Source organism: Bacillus sp. N13C7 (assembly GCF_026790065.1).
In the GTDB taxonomy this organism is placed as follows: Bacteria; Bacillota; Bacilli; order Bacillales; family Bacillaceae; genus Bacillus.
The window spans coordinates 1-14,935 of sequence record NZ_JALAMO010000017.1; the positions used below are offsets into that span (position 1 = coordinate 1).

Annotated in this window: 21 protein-coding genes and 1 pseudogene; 2 read left to right on the plus strand and 20 right to left on the minus strand. The window is 42.2% G+C overall.

What is annotated here, in order from left to right; all coding sequences use genetic code 11:
• Window positions 1–280 precede the first annotated feature (280 nt).
• Window positions 281–1,045 (plus strand): polysaccharide deacetylase family sporulation protein PdaB, encoded by a 765-nt coding sequence (gene pdaB, locus MOB98_RS17000; protein ID WP_268362124.1) that lies wholly within the window; start codon window positions 281–283, stop codon window positions 1,043–1,045.
• On the opposite strand, the gene kbaA is transcribed toward pdaB, so the two are convergent.
• Window positions 1,046–1,642: a KinB-signaling pathway activation protein gene (kbaA, locus tag MOB98_RS17005; protein WP_268362121.1), complete on the minus strand. Its 597-nt coding sequence runs from the start codon at window positions 1,640–1,642 to the stop codon at window positions 1,046–1,048.
• A 109-nt stretch (window positions 1,643–1,751) separates the two neighbouring features.
• Between kbaA and gerD the strand changes: the two genes are divergently transcribed.
• Window positions 1,752–2,309 carry a spore germination lipoprotein GerD gene (gene gerD / locus MOB98_RS17010; RefSeq protein ID WP_003241955.1) on the plus strand — a complete coding sequence of 186 codons (558 nt, stop codon included), beginning with the start codon at window positions 1,752–1,754 and terminating at the stop codon, window positions 2,307–2,309.
• 39 nt (window positions 2,310–2,348) lie between these two features.
• Here the strand turns inward: gerD and salA are convergent, their stop codons facing one another.
• The 19 genes and pseudogenes from salA to MOB98_RS17100 form a co-directional block, all read right to left on the minus strand.
• Complete coding sequence (gene salA, locus MOB98_RS17015; RefSeq protein ID WP_268362119.1) at window positions 2,349–3,407, minus strand: iron-sulfur carrier protein/transcriptional regulator SalA; 1,059 nt, start codon at window positions 3,405–3,407, stop codon at window positions 2,349–2,351.
• A gap of 94 nt (window positions 3,408–3,501) precedes the next feature.
• Window positions 3,502–4,215, minus strand: coding sequence for an N-acetylmuramoyl-L-alanine amidase CwlD (gene cwlD / locus MOB98_RS17020; protein WP_268362118.1), 714 nt, complete (start codon window positions 4,213–4,215; stop codon window positions 3,502–3,504).
• 59 nt (window positions 4,216–4,274) lie between these two features.
• Complete coding sequence (locus MOB98_RS17025) at window positions 4,275–4,718, minus strand: YbaK family protein (RefSeq protein ID WP_268362116.1); 444 nt, start codon at window positions 4,716–4,718, stop codon at window positions 4,275–4,277.
• A gap of 172 nt (window positions 4,719–4,890) precedes the next feature.
• Window positions 4,891–5,658, minus strand: a complete 768-nt coding sequence (locus tag MOB98_RS17030; protein ID WP_268362114.1) for a class I SAM-dependent methyltransferase — start codon at window positions 5,656–5,658, stop codon at window positions 4,891–4,893.
• Window positions 5,659–6,102: 444 nt separating this feature from the next.
• Window positions 6,103–6,495: a 30S ribosomal protein S9 gene (gene rpsI / locus MOB98_RS17035; RefSeq protein ID WP_004399691.1), complete on the minus strand. Its 393-nt coding sequence runs from the start codon at window positions 6,493–6,495 to the stop codon at window positions 6,103–6,105.
• A 20-nt stretch (window positions 6,496–6,515) separates the two neighbouring features.
• A complete protein-coding gene (gene rplM / locus MOB98_RS17040) occupies window positions 6,516–6,953 on the minus strand; it encodes a 50S ribosomal protein L13 (protein ID WP_003241966.1) in 438 nt (145 codons plus the stop codon).
• Between the two features lie 161 nt (window positions 6,954–7,114).
• On the minus strand, window positions 7,115–7,858 hold the full coding sequence (truA, locus tag MOB98_RS17045) for a tRNA pseudouridine(38-40) synthase TruA (RefSeq protein ID WP_268362111.1): 744 nt from the start codon (window positions 7,856–7,858) through the stop codon (window positions 7,115–7,117).
• A 9-nt stretch (window positions 7,859–7,867) separates the two neighbouring features.
• Window positions 7,868–8,665 (minus strand): energy-coupling factor transporter transmembrane component T family protein, encoded by a 798-nt coding sequence (locus tag MOB98_RS17050; protein WP_268362109.1) that lies wholly within the window; start codon window positions 8,663–8,665, stop codon window positions 7,868–7,870.
• Window positions 8,662–9,531, minus strand: a complete 870-nt coding sequence (locus MOB98_RS17055; RefSeq protein ID WP_268362107.1) for an energy-coupling factor ABC transporter ATP-binding protein — start codon at window positions 9,529–9,531, stop codon at window positions 8,662–8,664. Before MOB98_RS17055 ends, MOB98_RS17050 begins: the two co-directional genes overlap by 4 nt.
• A complete protein-coding gene (locus MOB98_RS17060; protein WP_268362105.1) occupies window positions 9,507–10,352 on the minus strand; it encodes an energy-coupling factor ABC transporter ATP-binding protein in 846 nt (281 codons plus the stop codon). Before MOB98_RS17060 ends, MOB98_RS17055 begins: the two co-directional genes overlap by 25 nt.
• A 129-nt stretch (window positions 10,353–10,481) precedes the next feature.
• Window positions 10,482–10,844 carry a 50S ribosomal protein L17 gene (gene rplQ, locus MOB98_RS17065; protein WP_003225836.1) on the minus strand — a complete coding sequence of 121 codons (363 nt, stop codon included), beginning with the start codon at window positions 10,842–10,844 and terminating at the stop codon, window positions 10,482–10,484.
• Between the two features lie 77 nt (window positions 10,845–10,921).
• A complete protein-coding gene (locus MOB98_RS17070) occupies window positions 10,922–11,866 on the minus strand; it encodes a DNA-directed RNA polymerase subunit alpha (protein ID WP_003225835.1) in 945 nt (314 codons plus the stop codon).
• Window positions 11,867–12,042: 176 nt separating this feature from the next.
• Window positions 12,043–12,438, minus strand: a complete 396-nt coding sequence (gene rpsK, locus MOB98_RS17075) for a 30S ribosomal protein S11 (protein WP_009966385.1) — start codon at window positions 12,436–12,438, stop codon at window positions 12,043–12,045.
• Between the two features lie 20 nt (window positions 12,439–12,458).
• Entirely contained in the window at window positions 12,459–12,824 is a 366-nt protein-coding gene (gene rpsM / locus MOB98_RS17080; RefSeq protein WP_003235095.1) for a 30S ribosomal protein S13, read from the minus strand.
• A gap of 22 nt (window positions 12,825–12,846) precedes the next feature.
• Window positions 12,847–12,960 (minus strand): 50S ribosomal protein L36, encoded by a 114-nt coding sequence (rpmJ, locus tag MOB98_RS17085; protein ID WP_003156543.1) that lies wholly within the window; start codon window positions 12,958–12,960, stop codon window positions 12,847–12,849.
• Between the two features lie 33 nt (window positions 12,961–12,993).
• Entirely contained in the window at window positions 12,994–13,212 is a 219-nt protein-coding gene (gene infA, locus MOB98_RS17090; protein ID WP_003156508.1) for a translation initiation factor IF-1, read from the minus strand.
• A pseudogene (locus tag MOB98_RS20845) lies at window positions 13,190–13,435 on the minus strand (RNA-binding protein); the annotation flags it as partial. The pseudogene MOB98_RS20845 and the gene infA, both read right to left, overlap by 23 nt.
• 87 nt (window positions 13,436–13,522) lie before the next feature.
• Complete coding sequence (map, locus tag MOB98_RS17095) at window positions 13,523–14,269, minus strand: type I methionyl aminopeptidase (RefSeq protein ID WP_003225828.1); 747 nt, start codon at window positions 14,267–14,269, stop codon at window positions 13,523–13,525.
• Window positions 14,266–14,919 (minus strand): adenylate kinase, encoded by a 654-nt coding sequence (locus tag MOB98_RS17100; RefSeq protein WP_268362104.1) that lies wholly within the window; start codon window positions 14,917–14,919, stop codon window positions 14,266–14,268. Before MOB98_RS17100 ends, map begins: the two co-directional genes overlap by 4 nt.
• Between the last annotated feature and the right edge of the window lie 16 nt (window positions 14,920–14,935).

Consider the following 14,935-nt stretch of genomic DNA (forward strand, 5'->3'; position numbering starts at 1 on the left):
TTTAGTTTTCAAAGATCATTACTGCCGCTTAACGAAGCAGCTTTATTACTATAACATTTAGCTTCCTTTAAGTCAACAACTTTTTTCGAAGTATTTAATGAAGCTTTTAGTTGATGTCAGCTGTTTATCAGCGACGAATAATAATATATCACGGATATTATCAAAAGGTCAACACCTAATTTAAGCTATAAGTGAAGAGGCATTTTATCGGTTATATTCAATTGGCCATGCTCATAAGATGTAATACAAGAATGATGGACAAGATAAGGAGGCATCATCAGTGAATCACTTCTATGTGTGGCACATTAAACGCGTGAAACAATTTATTATTATACTTATCGCCGCATTTGCAGCAGCCAGCTTTTTTTATATCCAAAGAGCTGTCCCGCTTCCCGTGTTTTCAACTGACACCGGACCTAAAGCTATTTATAAAGGAGAAACGGATTCGAAAGACATCTCACTTACTTTTGATATCAGCTGGGGGGATGAGAGAGCAGAACCCATTCTTGATACCTTGAAAGCGAACGGAATTAAAAATGCGACATTTTTTCTTTCCGCTTCTTGGGCCGAACGTCACCCTGACACAGTGGCACGTATTGTAAAGGATGGGCATCAAATCGGGAGCATGGGATACGCCTATAAAAACTATGCCAATTTAGAGAGCAGCGAAATAAAAAAGGATATTAACCGTGCTCAAACTGCCTTTGAAAAGTTAGGGCTCAAAGACATACACCTATTAAGACCCCCAACCGGACAGTTTAATAAGAATGTTCTAACGGTCGCAAAGCAATACAATTATACAGTCGTTCATTACAGCGTGAACTCTCAGGATTGGACAAATCCCGGAGTTGAAAAAATCATCGACAATGTGACCAAGCAAGTTTCCGGAGGGGACATCATTCTATTACACGCATCCGACTCGGCAAAACAAACAGAAGAAGCGTTGCCTGATATCATCCATCAACTGAAAGAAAAAGGATTAAATAATGTTACCGTGGGTGATCTCATCGCAAATTCAGATGCCAAGTCTGCAGAAGTAAAGTAATTATTTCGCTGCAAACTTCGGCAGCATCAGCAATTGGAAAGCATTACACGCCATTAACGGAAAAAGCATTAAATAAAGCCAGTCCTCATCATTTACTCTTAATGCAGGGAACCATTCTAGTGCAGTAATCACAACCATTAAAAACAACGATGACACAAACGTTTTCTTAGAGGACTGCTTTTGCTTAATATAAGCTGTAATCACTCCAAAGATCAATAAAAATACTGGTAACCACGCATAGCCAGCCATCGATTCTCCGCTATCTCCAAAAAATAAAAAACGCACGTACATGAGATCAAAAGCAACAAACAGGATGAAAAACAGCTGAAGCAGATTCCATAATGATGAGGATCTTAATATCTCAAGCGCAAACCGGTGAACGGTTAGAAACACGAAAAAACCCATTTGGCTGATCACACTGAATATCATGCCAACACCGATAAACCAAAATAATACAGAGAAAATCTGTCCCGCTTCAAAAGCAAGAAACAGCCCCTTATATTCTCCCCACTTTAAAGCAAAACCCACGATACTCGTGATAAGCGCTCCGACAGCTAAAATAGAAAAGAAAAAACGAACTAAACCACGGCTTTTCATTTCTTTATTCAACCCCTCAAAAATCGCTAACCGCGATATTTTGTTATGTATAATTCCAAACAGATGAATCATATTAAAAGTAAGACAAGTATGTGAAAGGAGCTTAAGCATGTCAAAAGCCAAAACGCTATTGATGAGCTGTTTTTTGTTATTATCTGTAACAGCTTGTGCTCCAAAAGACCAAGCAGCGGATATGGACTATGATCAGACCAAAAAAATGGTTGTTGATATATTAAAAACTGATGATGGAAAGAAAGCCATTAAGGAATTATTAAACGATGATGCGATGAATGAAGCGCTGGTGATTGACCAAGATGCGATTAAAGGAACAATAGAGAAAACACTCACCTCTAAAAAGGGTGAAGAATTTTGGAAAAACATCTTTGAAGACACTGATTTTGCCGAAGGCTTTGCGAAAACTCTTCAGACAGAACATGAAAAAGTGATTAAAAAACTGATGAAGGATCCGGATTACCAGAAGATGCTGATGGGCGTTATGCAGGATCCGGGCATGAATAAAAAGTACAGCGAACTGGCAAAAAGCCAAGAATTCCGCAGTTATTTAGAAGAGGTTATTAACGAAACACTTTCAAGCCCGCTTTACAAAAAACAGTTCGAAGATGAACTGAAAAAAGCAGCAAAAGACACTGCCAAGGAAAGTGAATAAGAAGGAAGCCGGGATGCAGAGAATCCCGGTTTACCTTTTTTATACTTGCACTGACATTTTTGCAACAATTTTTTTTGCGATGTCTTGATATATTTCTCCTATAGGATGGCTTTTGTCATAAACAGACGGAGCAAATTGGTCCTTATCCCAATCTGGCTGTTTCAGCGGGATTCGTCCGAGTAAAGGCACATTCAATTCCTCAGCCAGTTTATCTCCGCCGCCCTTCCCAAACACATATTCTCTTTCTCCTGTCTTTGCGCTCTCATAGTAAGCCATGTTCTCTATGACACCAACGACCTCGTGATCGGTTTTAATTGCCATAGAACCCGCTCTGGCTGCTACAAAAGCAGCTGTGGGATGCGGCGTTGATACGATGATTTCTTTACAGCTCGGAAGCATTGTATGTACATCTAGAGCAACGTCCCCTGTTCCAGGCGGTAGATCGAGAACGATATAGTCTACTTCTCCCCACTCTACTTCATGGAAAAAATTATTCAGCATTTTGCCAAGCATCGGGCCTCTCCATACAACCGGCGCATTCTCTTCTACGAAAAAGCCCATTGACATCACCTTTACCCCGAAGCGTTCAACAGGAAGAAGTTTCTCCCCTTCAATGGTTGGTCGTACAGTGATACCCATCATATCCGGCACACTGAAGCCATAAATATCTGCATCAATTAAACCGACCTTTTTCCCAAGACGAGCCAGAGAAATAGCAAGGTTTACTGACACAGTTGACTTGCCTACGCCGCCTTTACCGCTTGCTACAGCAAGAAAGACTGGCGGGTTATCCATATTTAACAATGTTTTGTGCTCAGCTGAAGGCGCCCGGAATTTAGCAACCGTTTCTTCAGGCAGCTCTTCAAATCGAAGGCCAACTGTCTCAGCACCTGCCCCTTTTAACACGTTTACGATCTCTTGCTGAATCTGCATTTGTTCTGCAGTTCCGGTTTTTGCAAGTGCTATTTTTACACTAACATGCCGTTTTTCAGGCTTTATTTTAATTTCCTTAACGGCATCCAATTCTCCCAGAGGTCTTTGAAGAAAAGGTTCGCGCATTTCACCGATTAGTTTTCTTACTTCATCTTCTCTTATCATCGAACCTCACCCTTTTGTGTATTCGTTTACAATTATTATTATATCATACATAAATGGCGGGTGTCTTATGCTTAGAACCATAAGAAAACCCTCCTTACTCCGGAGGGTCTCCTTTTTCTGTGAAATATCGCAAAATGCCCTTATATATGGAGGATGCCACCTTGTCCTGATATTTCGGCTTCCCGAGCATCCTCGCTTCGTTAGGATTGGATAAAAATCCGACTTCTACAAGCGCTCCCGGTTTGGTGACGTTTTGCATTAAATAGATACCATGAATCCGCTTTGCCTTCCGGGTCGTATTTTCTAGATTTCTTCTCAATTCATCCTGAATATATTTTGCGACTTTCTCATTTTCCGCATATTTTCCGTAGTAAAAGCTTTGCGCTCCGCTCCACTTTTGCGACGGAATCGCATTGAGATGAATGCTAAGATAGAGTTCAGCCTCTGAATGGTTGATTAATTTAACCCGCTGTCTTAAGTCTTCGGCTTTTCGTCTGCTATAGCCCTTCGTTCCTTCTGGAGCGAGATCGGTATCACTTTCCCTGGTCATAATGACAAGCGCTCCTTGTTCCTGAAGGTAATCCCTGACTCTAAAGGCCACTTCCAAGGTTACATCCTTCTCTAACAGCTTTCCGCCGACTGCCCCGCCGTCTGGCCCGCCATGACCTGGATCTAAATATATAATTTTCCCGCTCAAAGGCAGACTCCATGGCTTCCAAGAATCATTATTGCTGAATTGATACTTGAATAGAAACAGTAATACGATGAAGCCTAGCAAAAAACTGAGCCATTTAAGCTTTTTCCTCATCCCTTCCCCTCCCGCTTGTCCGTTATTACATAACTATGGGACAGGGCCGGGAAATATGATTATCGCATGCGTAGCTTACATTGTTTTTCTCTTTGGACAAATCCTGCTGTCCACCAATCTTTAATAAACTTGTGTGCTGCTTCGTAAACCGTGTTTTTATCAAATGTTGCGTATTGCTCATGTATCCAATTATAGAGATAATCAAAAAACTCCAGACGAAGCTCTTCTTCTTCTCTTGCAGAGCGGGCACTGATGCTCTGCATGGATTCTCCGTAATAGCCGAATATCCCAAAACGTCCGCCTAACAAATAAGCCTCTATAGCAAAATCAATACAGCCTTCGCTAATAATATCTCTTTCATCGTGTAAAAACGGGAATAATGGTTCCAGACAGTCCTTAACAGACTGAATAATTTGCCTTAGCGAGAGTTCTTTAAGCAAGTTCTTTTCTAATTCAAAATCCTTTTGGCGTTTCACATCCATAAAAGACAGTACCTCTGCCATACAAATTCACTCTCCTTTTACCGATATTTTGAGGTTTGGATGGTGAAACCATGCCCGAATTCGGATGGAAATTCGCCCAAATGAAGGTGCAGAGACTGATAACACAGGGAAGGAACAAATGTTCTGCAGACAATAATTAAAAAAGCAGCCCCTTTAATAGGTCGCTGCTATTTCATAATTTCACGCTTCTTGTTGCAGAATATGTATGAATATACTGGTCCAATACAAATCCGCCTTTATCTTCATAAAAACCTGTGACGACAAAACCGGCATCAATTTGGCCTTTGATTTGGTCTTCTAGAGAATGTCCGAATTCCAGAGCCTCCTGATTTTCAATCAATTTTTTCACTTTATGTTTTGGAAGATCCTCTGAGTCGGCATATGGAATGGAGTGTTTTACTTTTAAAATGCCTTGCTGTTCCAATTCTACATCAAACAGGAACACGACTGGATTGACAAACCCGGAAATGAGAACGCCGTTTGTTTTCAGCACACGGTACGCTTCCTTCCAGACCGGGAGGACATTCTCAACAAAAACATTGGCAACAGGATGTACAATGACATCAAAAGATTCATCATTAAACTGACTGAGATCATCCATGCTTCCTTTGACAGTATGTATTGTGAGACCGTCGCGCTCAGCAACCATTCTGTCCTGATCCAGCTGTCTTTCTGAGTTATCTAATACAGTGACATCAGCGCCTGCAGCCGCCAAAATCGGGCCTTGTTGACCGCCACCTGATGCTAAACAGAGCACCTTCAGCCCTTTGATAGGGGGAAACCAATCCTTCGGTACATTTTTCATTGGTGTCACCCTTATATCCCAATTACCTTTTTTCGCTTGTTCGATGACAGGCTGCTCAACAGCAACAGTCCATTCATTGCCTGTTTCTACTTTTTGATCCCAGGCTTTGCTATTATGATCTACTAATACATTCATTAATCGTTCTCCTTACTTTAATGTATAGAGTATAACAAATATTTCTAGATTGAAATCGCTTTCCCTCTGCGTATTTAGAAGAAATTCATAAAAACGCAAAAAAACCACAAAGGAAATATGTGATTTACGTCAACAGATCTCATAAATAATGTCATCCGGACAGTTGGAAAATCAGCTGTGAGATTTAACAGGTAGGTGATCAGTTTTTAATTGAACTGGATTGACGACATGCCTATTAAAACACTTTGACCAGCTTTCCAAGCTTCATTCAATTAAATGAGCTGGTAAAGAAATGAAAGATACAATGATTATTACAACAGGACTGTTTAGAAGCAAGCAATTTGTTTAGATGTATGCAGTGTACCAAGAAATTGTATATCGGCGTTATATTAAAACACAAAAAAGCTCCCAACACAAGGTCGAGAGCTTTTTGAAAACGCAAAATTAACGTTTTGAGAACTGAGGTGCACGACGAGCGCCTTTAAGACCGTATTTTTTACGTTCTTTCATACGAGCGTCACGAGTCAGAAGACCTGCACGTTTAAGAGTTGTACGGTATTCTGGATCTGCTTCAAGCAAAGCACGAGCGATACCGTGACGGATTGCTCCAGCTTGACCAGATAAGCCGCCTCCATGTACGTTTACTAAAACATCATAAGTGCCAGCTGTTTCAGTCAAAGTTAATGGTTGTTTGATATCTTCGATTAAAGCTGCAGATGGGATGTGTTCGCTGATTTCACGATTATTAACGACGATACGACCTTCTCCTGGAACTAAACGCACACGCGCTACAGAGCTTTTACGACGGCCAGTACCGTAATATTGAACCTGTGCCAAATTGGTAACCTCCTTTTTAATTAACCGCGAAGTTCGTAAACTTCAGGTTTTTGTGCTTCGTGTGGATGCTCAGAACCACGGTATACGTTCAATTTTTTGAACATTTGACGACCTAGAGAACCTTTTGGAAGCATGCCTTTGATAGCAAGCTCAAGCATTTTCTCAGGGTAGTTTGTACGCATTTCAAGAGCAGTTCTTGATTTTAATCCGCCTGGATGTTGAGTATGACGGTAGTAGATTTTGTCAGTTAACTTTTTACCAGTTAACTCGATTTTTTCAGCGTTGATGATGATCACATGATCTCCAGTATCAACGTGTGGTGTGTAAGTTGGTTTGTGTTTTCCGCGAAGGATAGCTGCAACTTCTGAAGAAAGACGACCTAAAGTCTTGCCAGCAGCATCAACAACTAACCACTTGCGTTCAATAGTACTTGCGTTAGCCATAGGTGTTGTACGCATTGAATTTCCCTCCTAAATGATCTGTCATTTTCAATAAACTTCGATTACGTTCTATTTCACAACACAATAAGTTCCGGGGCTTATCGTGGGGTTGAAATACATACCATATGATATCTTATAACTTTATGCAGACTCTGTCAAGAAAATATTATACACCTGGTTTAGTTGTCATAGTAAACGTTCCATAAATATAGCCCGTGCCCCGGTGCTGTGCGCCCTGCCGCTTCGCGGTCCTTCGCTTCCAGCATCCATTTCACGTCATCGGGAGAAATTTTTCCAATACCTGCATCCAGCAAAGTGCCCGCAATAATTCTGACCATATTATATAAGAAACCGCTGCCTGTGATCCGCATTTGCAGGCCGTCAGCCGTCTCAGTCCAATCAAGTTCGTAAATCGTCCTTACCTTGTCCTGCACCTCTGTTTTAGCCGCGCAAAAGCTCGTAAAATCATGTGTCCCTAAAAGATGCTTTGCCGCTTCTCTCATGTTCTGCACATTAAGGCGATATGAAAAATGGTAAGCGTAATGCCGTTTAAATACGTCCGGGTATTTCTCCGTGTATACAAAATAGCGATATTCTTTTTTGACTGCGCTAAATCGTGCATGGAACCCATCATCCGCAATTTCTGCCTTTTTAACTGCGATATCGTCCGGAAGCAGTGCATTTAAGGCATACGGCCATCTCTCAACAGGGATAGACAGCGGAGTGTCAAAATGAATCACCTGTCCGGCTGCGTGAACCCCGCTGTCTGTTCTTCCTGACGAAACGACCGGAACTCTGTCTTTCGACTTATGCAGGACAGCCAAAGCCTTCTCCAGTTCATCCTGAACCGTTCTTTTACCTGGCTGAACCTGATAACCATTAAACAAATGTCCGTCATAAGAAATCGTGCATTTCAGTCTCATACAGCACCTCTAAGCTCTTAAGAAAAATAGCAAAGCAGCTAATATCACCAAGCTGACAATGACAGAAGTGTCTTTTCCTGTCCAAACAAGCTTTCTGTATTTCGTACGTCCCTCTCCGCCTTGATAGCCTCTGGCTTCCATTGCCACTGCGAGCTCCTCAGCGCGTTTGAATGCACTGACGAAGAGAGGAACAAGAAGCGGGACAATAGCCTTCACTCTGTCTTTGACAGGTCCGCTTGTAAAATCAACGCCTCGGGCCATCTGAGCCTTCATAATCTTATCTGTCTCCTCCATCAAGGTCGGAATAAACCTTAAAGAAATTGACATCATAAGCGCCAGCTCGTGAACAGGAAGTTTTAATTTTTTCAGCGGATTCAGCAGCTGTTCCATTCCATCAGTAATTTCAATCGGAGTTGTTGTCAACGTTAATAACGTTGTAATTAAAATCAGATAGACGAATCTAAGAGAAATGAATATCCCTTGAACCAAACCGCCCTCATAGACTTTGAAAACACCTAAAGTAAAGATAACCGGCCCTTCATGTGTCATGAAAATATGAAGAAGGAACGTAAAGAGGACAATCCAGATGATAGGCTTTAACCCTTTCATTAAAAAAGAAAAGGAGACTCTTGTTAAAGAAACGACGCCAATTGTAAATAAACCAAGCAACGCATATGTCTGAACATTATTGGCTAAGAATACAATGCAGACAAATAAAAAGATCGTGATGAGTTTTGTTCTGGGGTCAAGCCGGTGCACAAGTGAGGAGCCCGGTACATACTTGCCGATAATCATGCTGTCCATCATAAGGTTTTCTCCCCCTGAAAAAGAGCATGGATTTCAGCTGCGGCATCTTCAATTGTAAGCATCGGCTCTTTGAATCTGACACCAAGCGCAGCTTCCAGCTGCTTTTGGAATTTTATCGTTTCCGGAAGATCCAGCCCCCAGCCGGCCATCTCTTCGCCTTTTAAAAACAAATCACGCGGACTGCCTGATGCTTGGATCGTGCCTTTATGCATGACAATCATTTCATCAGCGTATGCAGCCGCATCCTCCATGCTGTGTGTCACAAGGATCGTCGTCAGGTTCCCCCGTTGATGAAGCTCATAGAACATGTCCATAATCTCTTTTCGCCCTCTTGGATCCAATCCTGCAGTCGGTTCATCAAGAACAAGCACTTCAGGATCCATTGCAAGTACGCCGGCAATTGCAACTCTGCGCATTTGCCCCCCGCTTAATTCAAAAGGTGATCTGTCCAGAAGCTCTTCAGATAAACCTACAAGCTTCAGCATCTCTCTCGCCTTTCGTTCTGCATCTTCTTTTTTTACACCAAAGTTCATCGGTCCGAACGAGATATCTTTAAGAACTGTTTCTTCGAATAATTGATGCTCAGGAAATTGGAAAACGATTCCGACTTTTTTACGAAGGGCTTTTAGCTCTTTATTCTTTTTCCCTGCCTGAATGACAGTGCTGCCTAGTGATATCTGCCCCTTCGTCGGCTTCAGGAGACCATTCAGGTGCTGAAGAAGAGTGGACTTGCCGGAGCCTGTATGCCCAACAACGGCTACATAGCTGCCTTCTTTAATCGATGCATTGATATCATACAGTGCAAGGCGCTCAAAAGGCGTCTTCATCTGATAACGATGCTCTACATCTTTGATTGTAATGTCCATAGCTCTTTCACCAGCCCTTCCTGAGTCAGATGATTTTCTTCTAAAGCTAGTCCATTTTCTCTTAAAAGCTGGCTTAGCTGGAATGAGAAGGGTAAATCAAGCCCGATTTGAACAAGTTCCCTATTCAATTTAAAAATCTCTTCAGGCGGCCCTTCGGCGTATTTTTTACCGCCATTCATGACAATGATTCTGTCTGCTTTTGCAGCCTCATCCAGATCATGAGTGATGGAAATGACAGTCGCCATGCCATGCCCCTTTAAATGTCTTACCGTTTCAAGCACTTCTTCTCGCCCGATCGGGTCAAGCATAGATGTTGCTTCATCTAAGATAATAATATCAGGACGTGCGGCAATAACCCCCGCAATCGCAACTCTCTGCTTTTGGCCTCCGGAGAGATGGTGCGGCTCTTGATCGAGAAAATCTTGCATATTCACCTGTTTTACTGCCCAGTCTACTCTCTCAATCATTTCTTCCCGCGGTACACCATTGTTTTCTAAACCAAAAGCCACATCATCGCGAACAGTCGTTCCGACAAATTGGTTATCCGGATTTTGAAAGACCATACCTATCTTCTTACGCACTTCCCAAACCGATTCCTCTGTTAATTGAATCCCGGCAACCTTGATGTCGCCTGATTCAGGAAGGATTAAACCGTTCAATGCCCGTGCCAGTGTTGATTTCCCAGAACCGTTATGACCTACAATTGCAAGCCATTCACCCTCATACACCTGCAGGGAGACGCCGTCTAGTGCTCGTCTTTCTGCGTCTTTCCGATATCGAAATACGATATCCTCTACCGATATCAACTGATTTTGATTCATGGAAAACCGGCCTCCTCTCAGCTCATGCTCTGCTTTTCTCTCTATCTAAAAAGTTGCAGTATCTAAAAAAAGGGCATAGATCCAGTTAGAAACTGTCCCGCCCTTCTTTAGATACACAAAAATATGTGATTAAACCAATTCGATAATTGCCATTGGTGCTCCGTCACCACGGCGAGGACCAAGCTTCATAATACGTGTGTATCCACCTTGGCGCTCCTCGTAACGAGTTGCAATGTCAGAGAATAATTTTTGAAGTGCATCTTGGTTATTTTCTTCGTTTGCAACCTCGTTGCGGATGTATGCAGCAGCTTGACGGCGAGCGTGAAGATCACCGCGTTTGCCAAGCGTGATCATTTTTTCAACTACAGAGCGAAGTTCTTTCGCACGTGTTTCAGTTGTTTCGATTCTTTCGTTGATGATCAAATCAGTTGTAAGATCACGAAGCATAGCTTTACGCTGTGCACTCGTACGTCCTAGTTTTCTGTATGACATGTGATGTCCCCTCCTTTATTGGAATGCTGTTTCTGAATAATAAACACACGAAAATCCTAGTTCACAAGGGAAACTAGTCAATCGTCTTTGCGAAGTCCGAGTCCAAGTTCTTCTAGTTTTGCTTTCACTTCTTCAAGTGATTTGCGTCCTAGGTTACGAACTTTCATCATATCTTCTTCCGTCTTATTCGCAAGCTCTTGAACCGTGTTAATGCCCGCACGCTTTAAACAGTTGTAAGAACGAACAGAAAGATCTAATTCTTCAATTGTCATTTCAAGAACTTTCTCTTTTTGATCTTCTTCTTTTTCAACCATGATTTCAGCATGTTGAGCTTCGTCAGTTAAACCAACGAATATATTAAGGTGTTCAGTTAAAATCTTTGAACCAAGCGCAATGGCTTCTTTCGGTCCAGTGCTTCCATCAGTCCAAACATCAAGTGTAAGTTTATCATAGTTTGCAACTTGGCCTACACGAGTGTTCTCTACCTGATAAGATACACGAGAAACTGGCGTATAGATAGAATCGATCGGAATCACGCCGATTGGCTGATCGTCTCTCTTGTTTGCGTCAGCAGGCGTATACCCACGTCCTCTTTGAGCAGTAAGGCGAACTCGGAAACTCGCATTCTCACCAAGAGTCGCGATATGAAGATCAGGATTTAAGATCTCTACATCACTATCGTGTGTAATATCAGCTGCCGTTACAGTTCCTTCACCCTGTACATCAATTTCTAGCGTCTTCTCTTCATCAGAGTAGATTTTCAATGCAAGCTTTTTAATGTGTAAGATAATCGTTGTAACATCTTCCACAACGCCTTCAATTGTCGAGAATTCGTGCAGTACACCATCTATCTGGATTGATGTTACAGCGGCACCAGGGAGTGAGGATAAGAGGATACGACGTAAGGAGTTACCCAGAGTTGTACCATATCCACGCTCAAGTGGCTCTACGACAAACTTACCAAATTTGGCATCGTCGCTGATTTCAACCGTTTCGATTTTTGGTTTTTCAATCTCGATCATTACTTAAAACCCTCCTTCAAAACGTCGAAACCTCGAATAGAATCATATGAGATTCCATCCGAAATTCCCCATTGTTTAGTCCCGTATGTGCTCAGGCAACGAGTCGGTGCATTCGTTTCATAAATAACTGTATCATAACCCATTATTGACAGGGACACAAAATCTATACAAACAAATTACACGCGGCGACGTTTTGGTGGACGGCATCCGTTATGAGGAACAGGAGTTACGTCTCTGATAGCAGTGACTTCTAGTCCAGCAGCTTGAAGTGCACGGATTGCAGCTTCACGGCCTGAACCAGGTCCTTTAACAGTAACCTCTAGAGTTTTAAGACCATGTTCGATTGAACCTTTAGCAGCTGTTTCTGCAGCCATTTGCGCAGCAAAAGGAGTAGATTTACGAGAACCTCTGAATCCTAAAGCTCCGGCACTAGACCAAGAAATAGCATTACCATGAGTATCAGTGATCGTAACGATCGTGTTATTGAAAGTTGAACGAATATGAGCAATTCCAGACTCAATATTCTTTTTCACGCGACGTTTACGCGTGTTAGATTTACGAGCAGCAGCCATTGTTTAAGAACCTCCCTTACTTATTTTTTCTTGTTAGCTACAGTACGACGCGGACCTTTACGAGTACGCGCGTTGTTTTTAGAGTTTTGTCCGCGAACAGGTAATCCTCTGCGATGACGGATTCCGCGGTAGCTTCCGATTTCAATCAGACGTTTGATATTAAGAGAAACTTCACGGCGAAGGTCACCTTCTACTTTCAGTTTGTCAATAATATCACGGATTTTACCAAGTTCTTCTTCAGTAAGATCGCGCACACGAGTATCTTCTGAAACTCCAGCTTCTTTTAAAACTTGCTGAGCCGTTGTGCGGCCAATTCCGAAGATGTATGTTAAAGAAATAACAACACGTTTGTCACGTGGGATATCTACACCAGCAATACGAGCCATTCTCTGGGCACCTCCTTATAAATTATCCTTGTTTTTGTTTATGCTTTGGATTTTCACAGATCACCATTACTTTTCCTTTTCTGCGAATAACTTTACATTTTTCGCAGATTGGTTTAACTGATGGTCTCACTTTCATGTGTTTCCAACCTCCTTCAGTTTCCGGAGTGCTTTATTTGTAACGGTACGTAATCCTGCCACGAGTTAAGTCATATGGAGATAATTCTACCGTAACTTTGTCTCCAGGTAAAATGCGAATGAAGTGCATGCGGATTTTACCAGATACGTGAGCCAAAACAGTGTGGCCATTTTCAAGTTCAACTTTGAACATCGCGTTTGGCAGTGTTTCGACTATAGTACCTTCCACTTCAATTACATCGTCTTTCGCCATTCAAGTGTTCTCCCTTCTTCAAATCAGTAACTTGCTTTCTGACAAATTTCAAAAGAAGTTTGTCACACGCCCTGTTTCGTTTATACTGTTCTGAACTTCCGGAGATACGCAATCATAAAGGGTTAAATGATTGATATTCTTATTCTTAGGAGAATGTAATGTACGCATTTCTCCGTCTGCTGTTAGTACATTGATGATGGTCAACAATTCCTATGACAACGGCAAGATGAATTCGGTCCTGCCAATGTTCATCCAAACTTTCTGCCCTATCAAGCCGGAAAAACACCTGCCTTCGGAACGTTTACATCACCTAGACTCTCGTCAGTATATCAAAACCCGTTTCCGTAATCGCAATTGTATGTTCAAAATGAGCACACTTTTTCCCATCTACCGTTACAACCGTCCAGTTATCAGCCAATGTTTTCACGTAGCGGCTGCCAGCGTTCACCATAGGTTCAATAGCGAGAACCATGCCAGGTTTGAGCCGTGGTCCTTTGTTGGGCGGACCGTAATGAGGAATTTGCGGGTCCTCATGCAAGTCTTGACCAACACCATGTCCGACATACTCCCTAACAACTGAAAACTGCTCATTTTCGACATACGTTTGTATTGCGTGGGAAATATTCGACAAACGTTCACCTGGTTTTGCTTCCTGCAAGCCTTTATATAAAGACTCCTCTGTCACTTCCAGAAGTTTTTTGTCATCATCGCTGATGTTTCCTACCGGATATGTCCATGCAGAGTCACCATGATAACCATTTAATTTAGCACCGATATCAATACTGATGATGTCACCGTCCTTCAGAACCCTGCTGCCAGGAATGCCATGAACGAGTTCTTCATTAACTGATACGCAAATGCTCCCGCGAAACCCATTATACCCCTTAAAAGATGGGATTGCACCCTGCTTCTTAATAAAACGTTCGGCAATTTGATCCAATTCTTTTGTCGAGATTCCTGGTTTAATGTGCTTTTTTAGCTCTTCATGAGTTAAAGCCACGATTCGCCCTGCTTCCCGCATGATACCAAGTTCACGTGGGGTTTTACAGATAATCATTTTTTTAATCCTCCAAGAAGATCCTTCACATCTGCATAAACGTCTTGAATGTCCTGTTGGCCATTCACGTTTACAAGATAACCTTTCTCAGAATAGAAATCGAGTAAAGGCTGAGTTTGCTTCATGTTTACCTCAAGCCGTTTAGAGACTGTTTCCTCATTATCATCTGCCCGTTGATAGAGTTCGCCTCCGTCTTTATCACAAACACCCGGCGTTTTTGGCGGATTAAAGACTAAATGATAGGTTGTGCCGCAAACACTGCAAATTCTGCGTCCAGTCAGACGTTCCATCAGAACATCTTTGTCGACTTCAATGTTAATGACATAATCAATCGGCTTGCCGTATTCCTCAAGAATTTCTTCAAGAGCTTCGGCTTGAGCGACTGTTCGCGGAAATCCGTCCAGAAGAAAACCTCTTTCACAATCGTCTTTGCCAAGTCTTTCTTTTACAATTCCGATTGTGACTTCGTCAGGTACGAGCTCTCCCTTATCAATATAAGATTTTGCTTCGAGTCCGAGTGGTGTCTCTTCTTTCATAGCAGCACGGAACATATCTCCTGTTGAGATATGAGGAATCCCATAATCCTCAACAATTCGTTCGCCCTGTGTACCTTTACCGGCACCAGGAAGCCCCATTAAGACTAAGTTCATTCGGATTTCCCCCGTC

Coding starts and splice junctions, on each gene's coding strand:
- MOB98_RS17060 (WP_268362105.1), bottom strand. CDS start 10,352: ATGAATCAAAATCAGTTGATATCGGTAGAGGATATCGTATTTCGATAT.
- rpsM (WP_003235095.1), bottom strand. CDS start 12,824: ATGGCTCGTATTGCTGGTGTAGATATCCCACGTGACAAACGTGTTGTT.
- salA (WP_268362119.1), bottom strand. CDS start 3,407: ATGATAAGAGAAGATGAAGTAAGAAAACTAATCGGTGAAATGCGCGAA.
- rpmJ (WP_003156543.1), bottom strand. CDS start 12,960: ATGAAAGTGAGACCATCAGTTAAACCAATCTGCGAAAAATGTAAAGTT.
- rplQ (WP_003225836.1), bottom strand. CDS start 10,844: ATGTCATACAGAAAACTAGGACGTACGAGTGCACAGCGTAAAGCTATG.
- infA (WP_003156508.1), bottom strand. CDS start 13,212: ATGGCGAAAGACGATGTAATTGAAGTGGAAGGTACTATAGTCGAAACA.
- map (WP_003225828.1), bottom strand. CDS start 14,269: ATGATTATCTGTAAAACCCCACGTGAACTTGGTATCATGCGGGAAGCA.
- MOB98_RS17070 (WP_003225835.1), bottom strand. CDS start 11,866: ATGATCGAGATTGAAAAACCAAAAATCGAAACGGTTGAAATCAGCGAC.
- rpsK (WP_009966385.1), bottom strand. CDS start 12,438: ATGGCTGCTGCTCGTAAATCTAACACGCGTAAACGTCGCGTGAAAAAG.
- kbaA (WP_268362121.1), bottom strand. CDS start 1,642: ATGAAAAGCCGTGGTTTAGTTCGTTTTTTCTTTTCTATTTTAGCTGTC.
- MOB98_RS17050 (WP_268362109.1), bottom strand. CDS start 8,665: ATGATGGACAGCATGATTATCGGCAAGTATGTACCGGGCTCCTCACTT.
- MOB98_RS17055 (WP_268362107.1), bottom strand. CDS start 9,531: ATGGACATTACAATCAAAGATGTAGAGCATCGTTATCAGATGAAGACG.
- truA (WP_268362111.1), bottom strand. CDS start 7,858: ATGAGACTGAAATGCACGATTTCTTATGACGGACATTTGTTTAATGGT.
- MOB98_RS17025 (WP_268362116.1), bottom strand. CDS start 4,718: ATGGCAGAGGTACTGTCTTTTATGGATGTGAAACGCCAAAAGGATTTT.
- MOB98_RS17100 (WP_268362104.1), bottom strand. CDS start 14,919: ATGAACTTAGTCTTAATGGGGCTTCCTGGTGCCGGTAAAGGTACACAG.
- cwlD (WP_268362118.1), bottom strand. CDS start 4,215: ATGAGGAAAAAGCTTAAATGGCTCAGTTTTTTGCTAGGCTTCATCGTA.
- MOB98_RS17030 (WP_268362114.1), bottom strand. CDS start 5,658: ATGAATGTATTAGTAGATCATAATAGCAAAGCCTGGGATCAAAAAGTA.
- rplM (WP_003241966.1), bottom strand. CDS start 6,953: ATGCGTACAACACCTATGGCTAACGCAAGTACTATTGAACGCAAGTGG.
- gerD (WP_003241955.1), top strand. CDS start 1,752: ATGTCAAAAGCCAAAACGCTATTGATGAGCTGTTTTTTGTTATTATCT.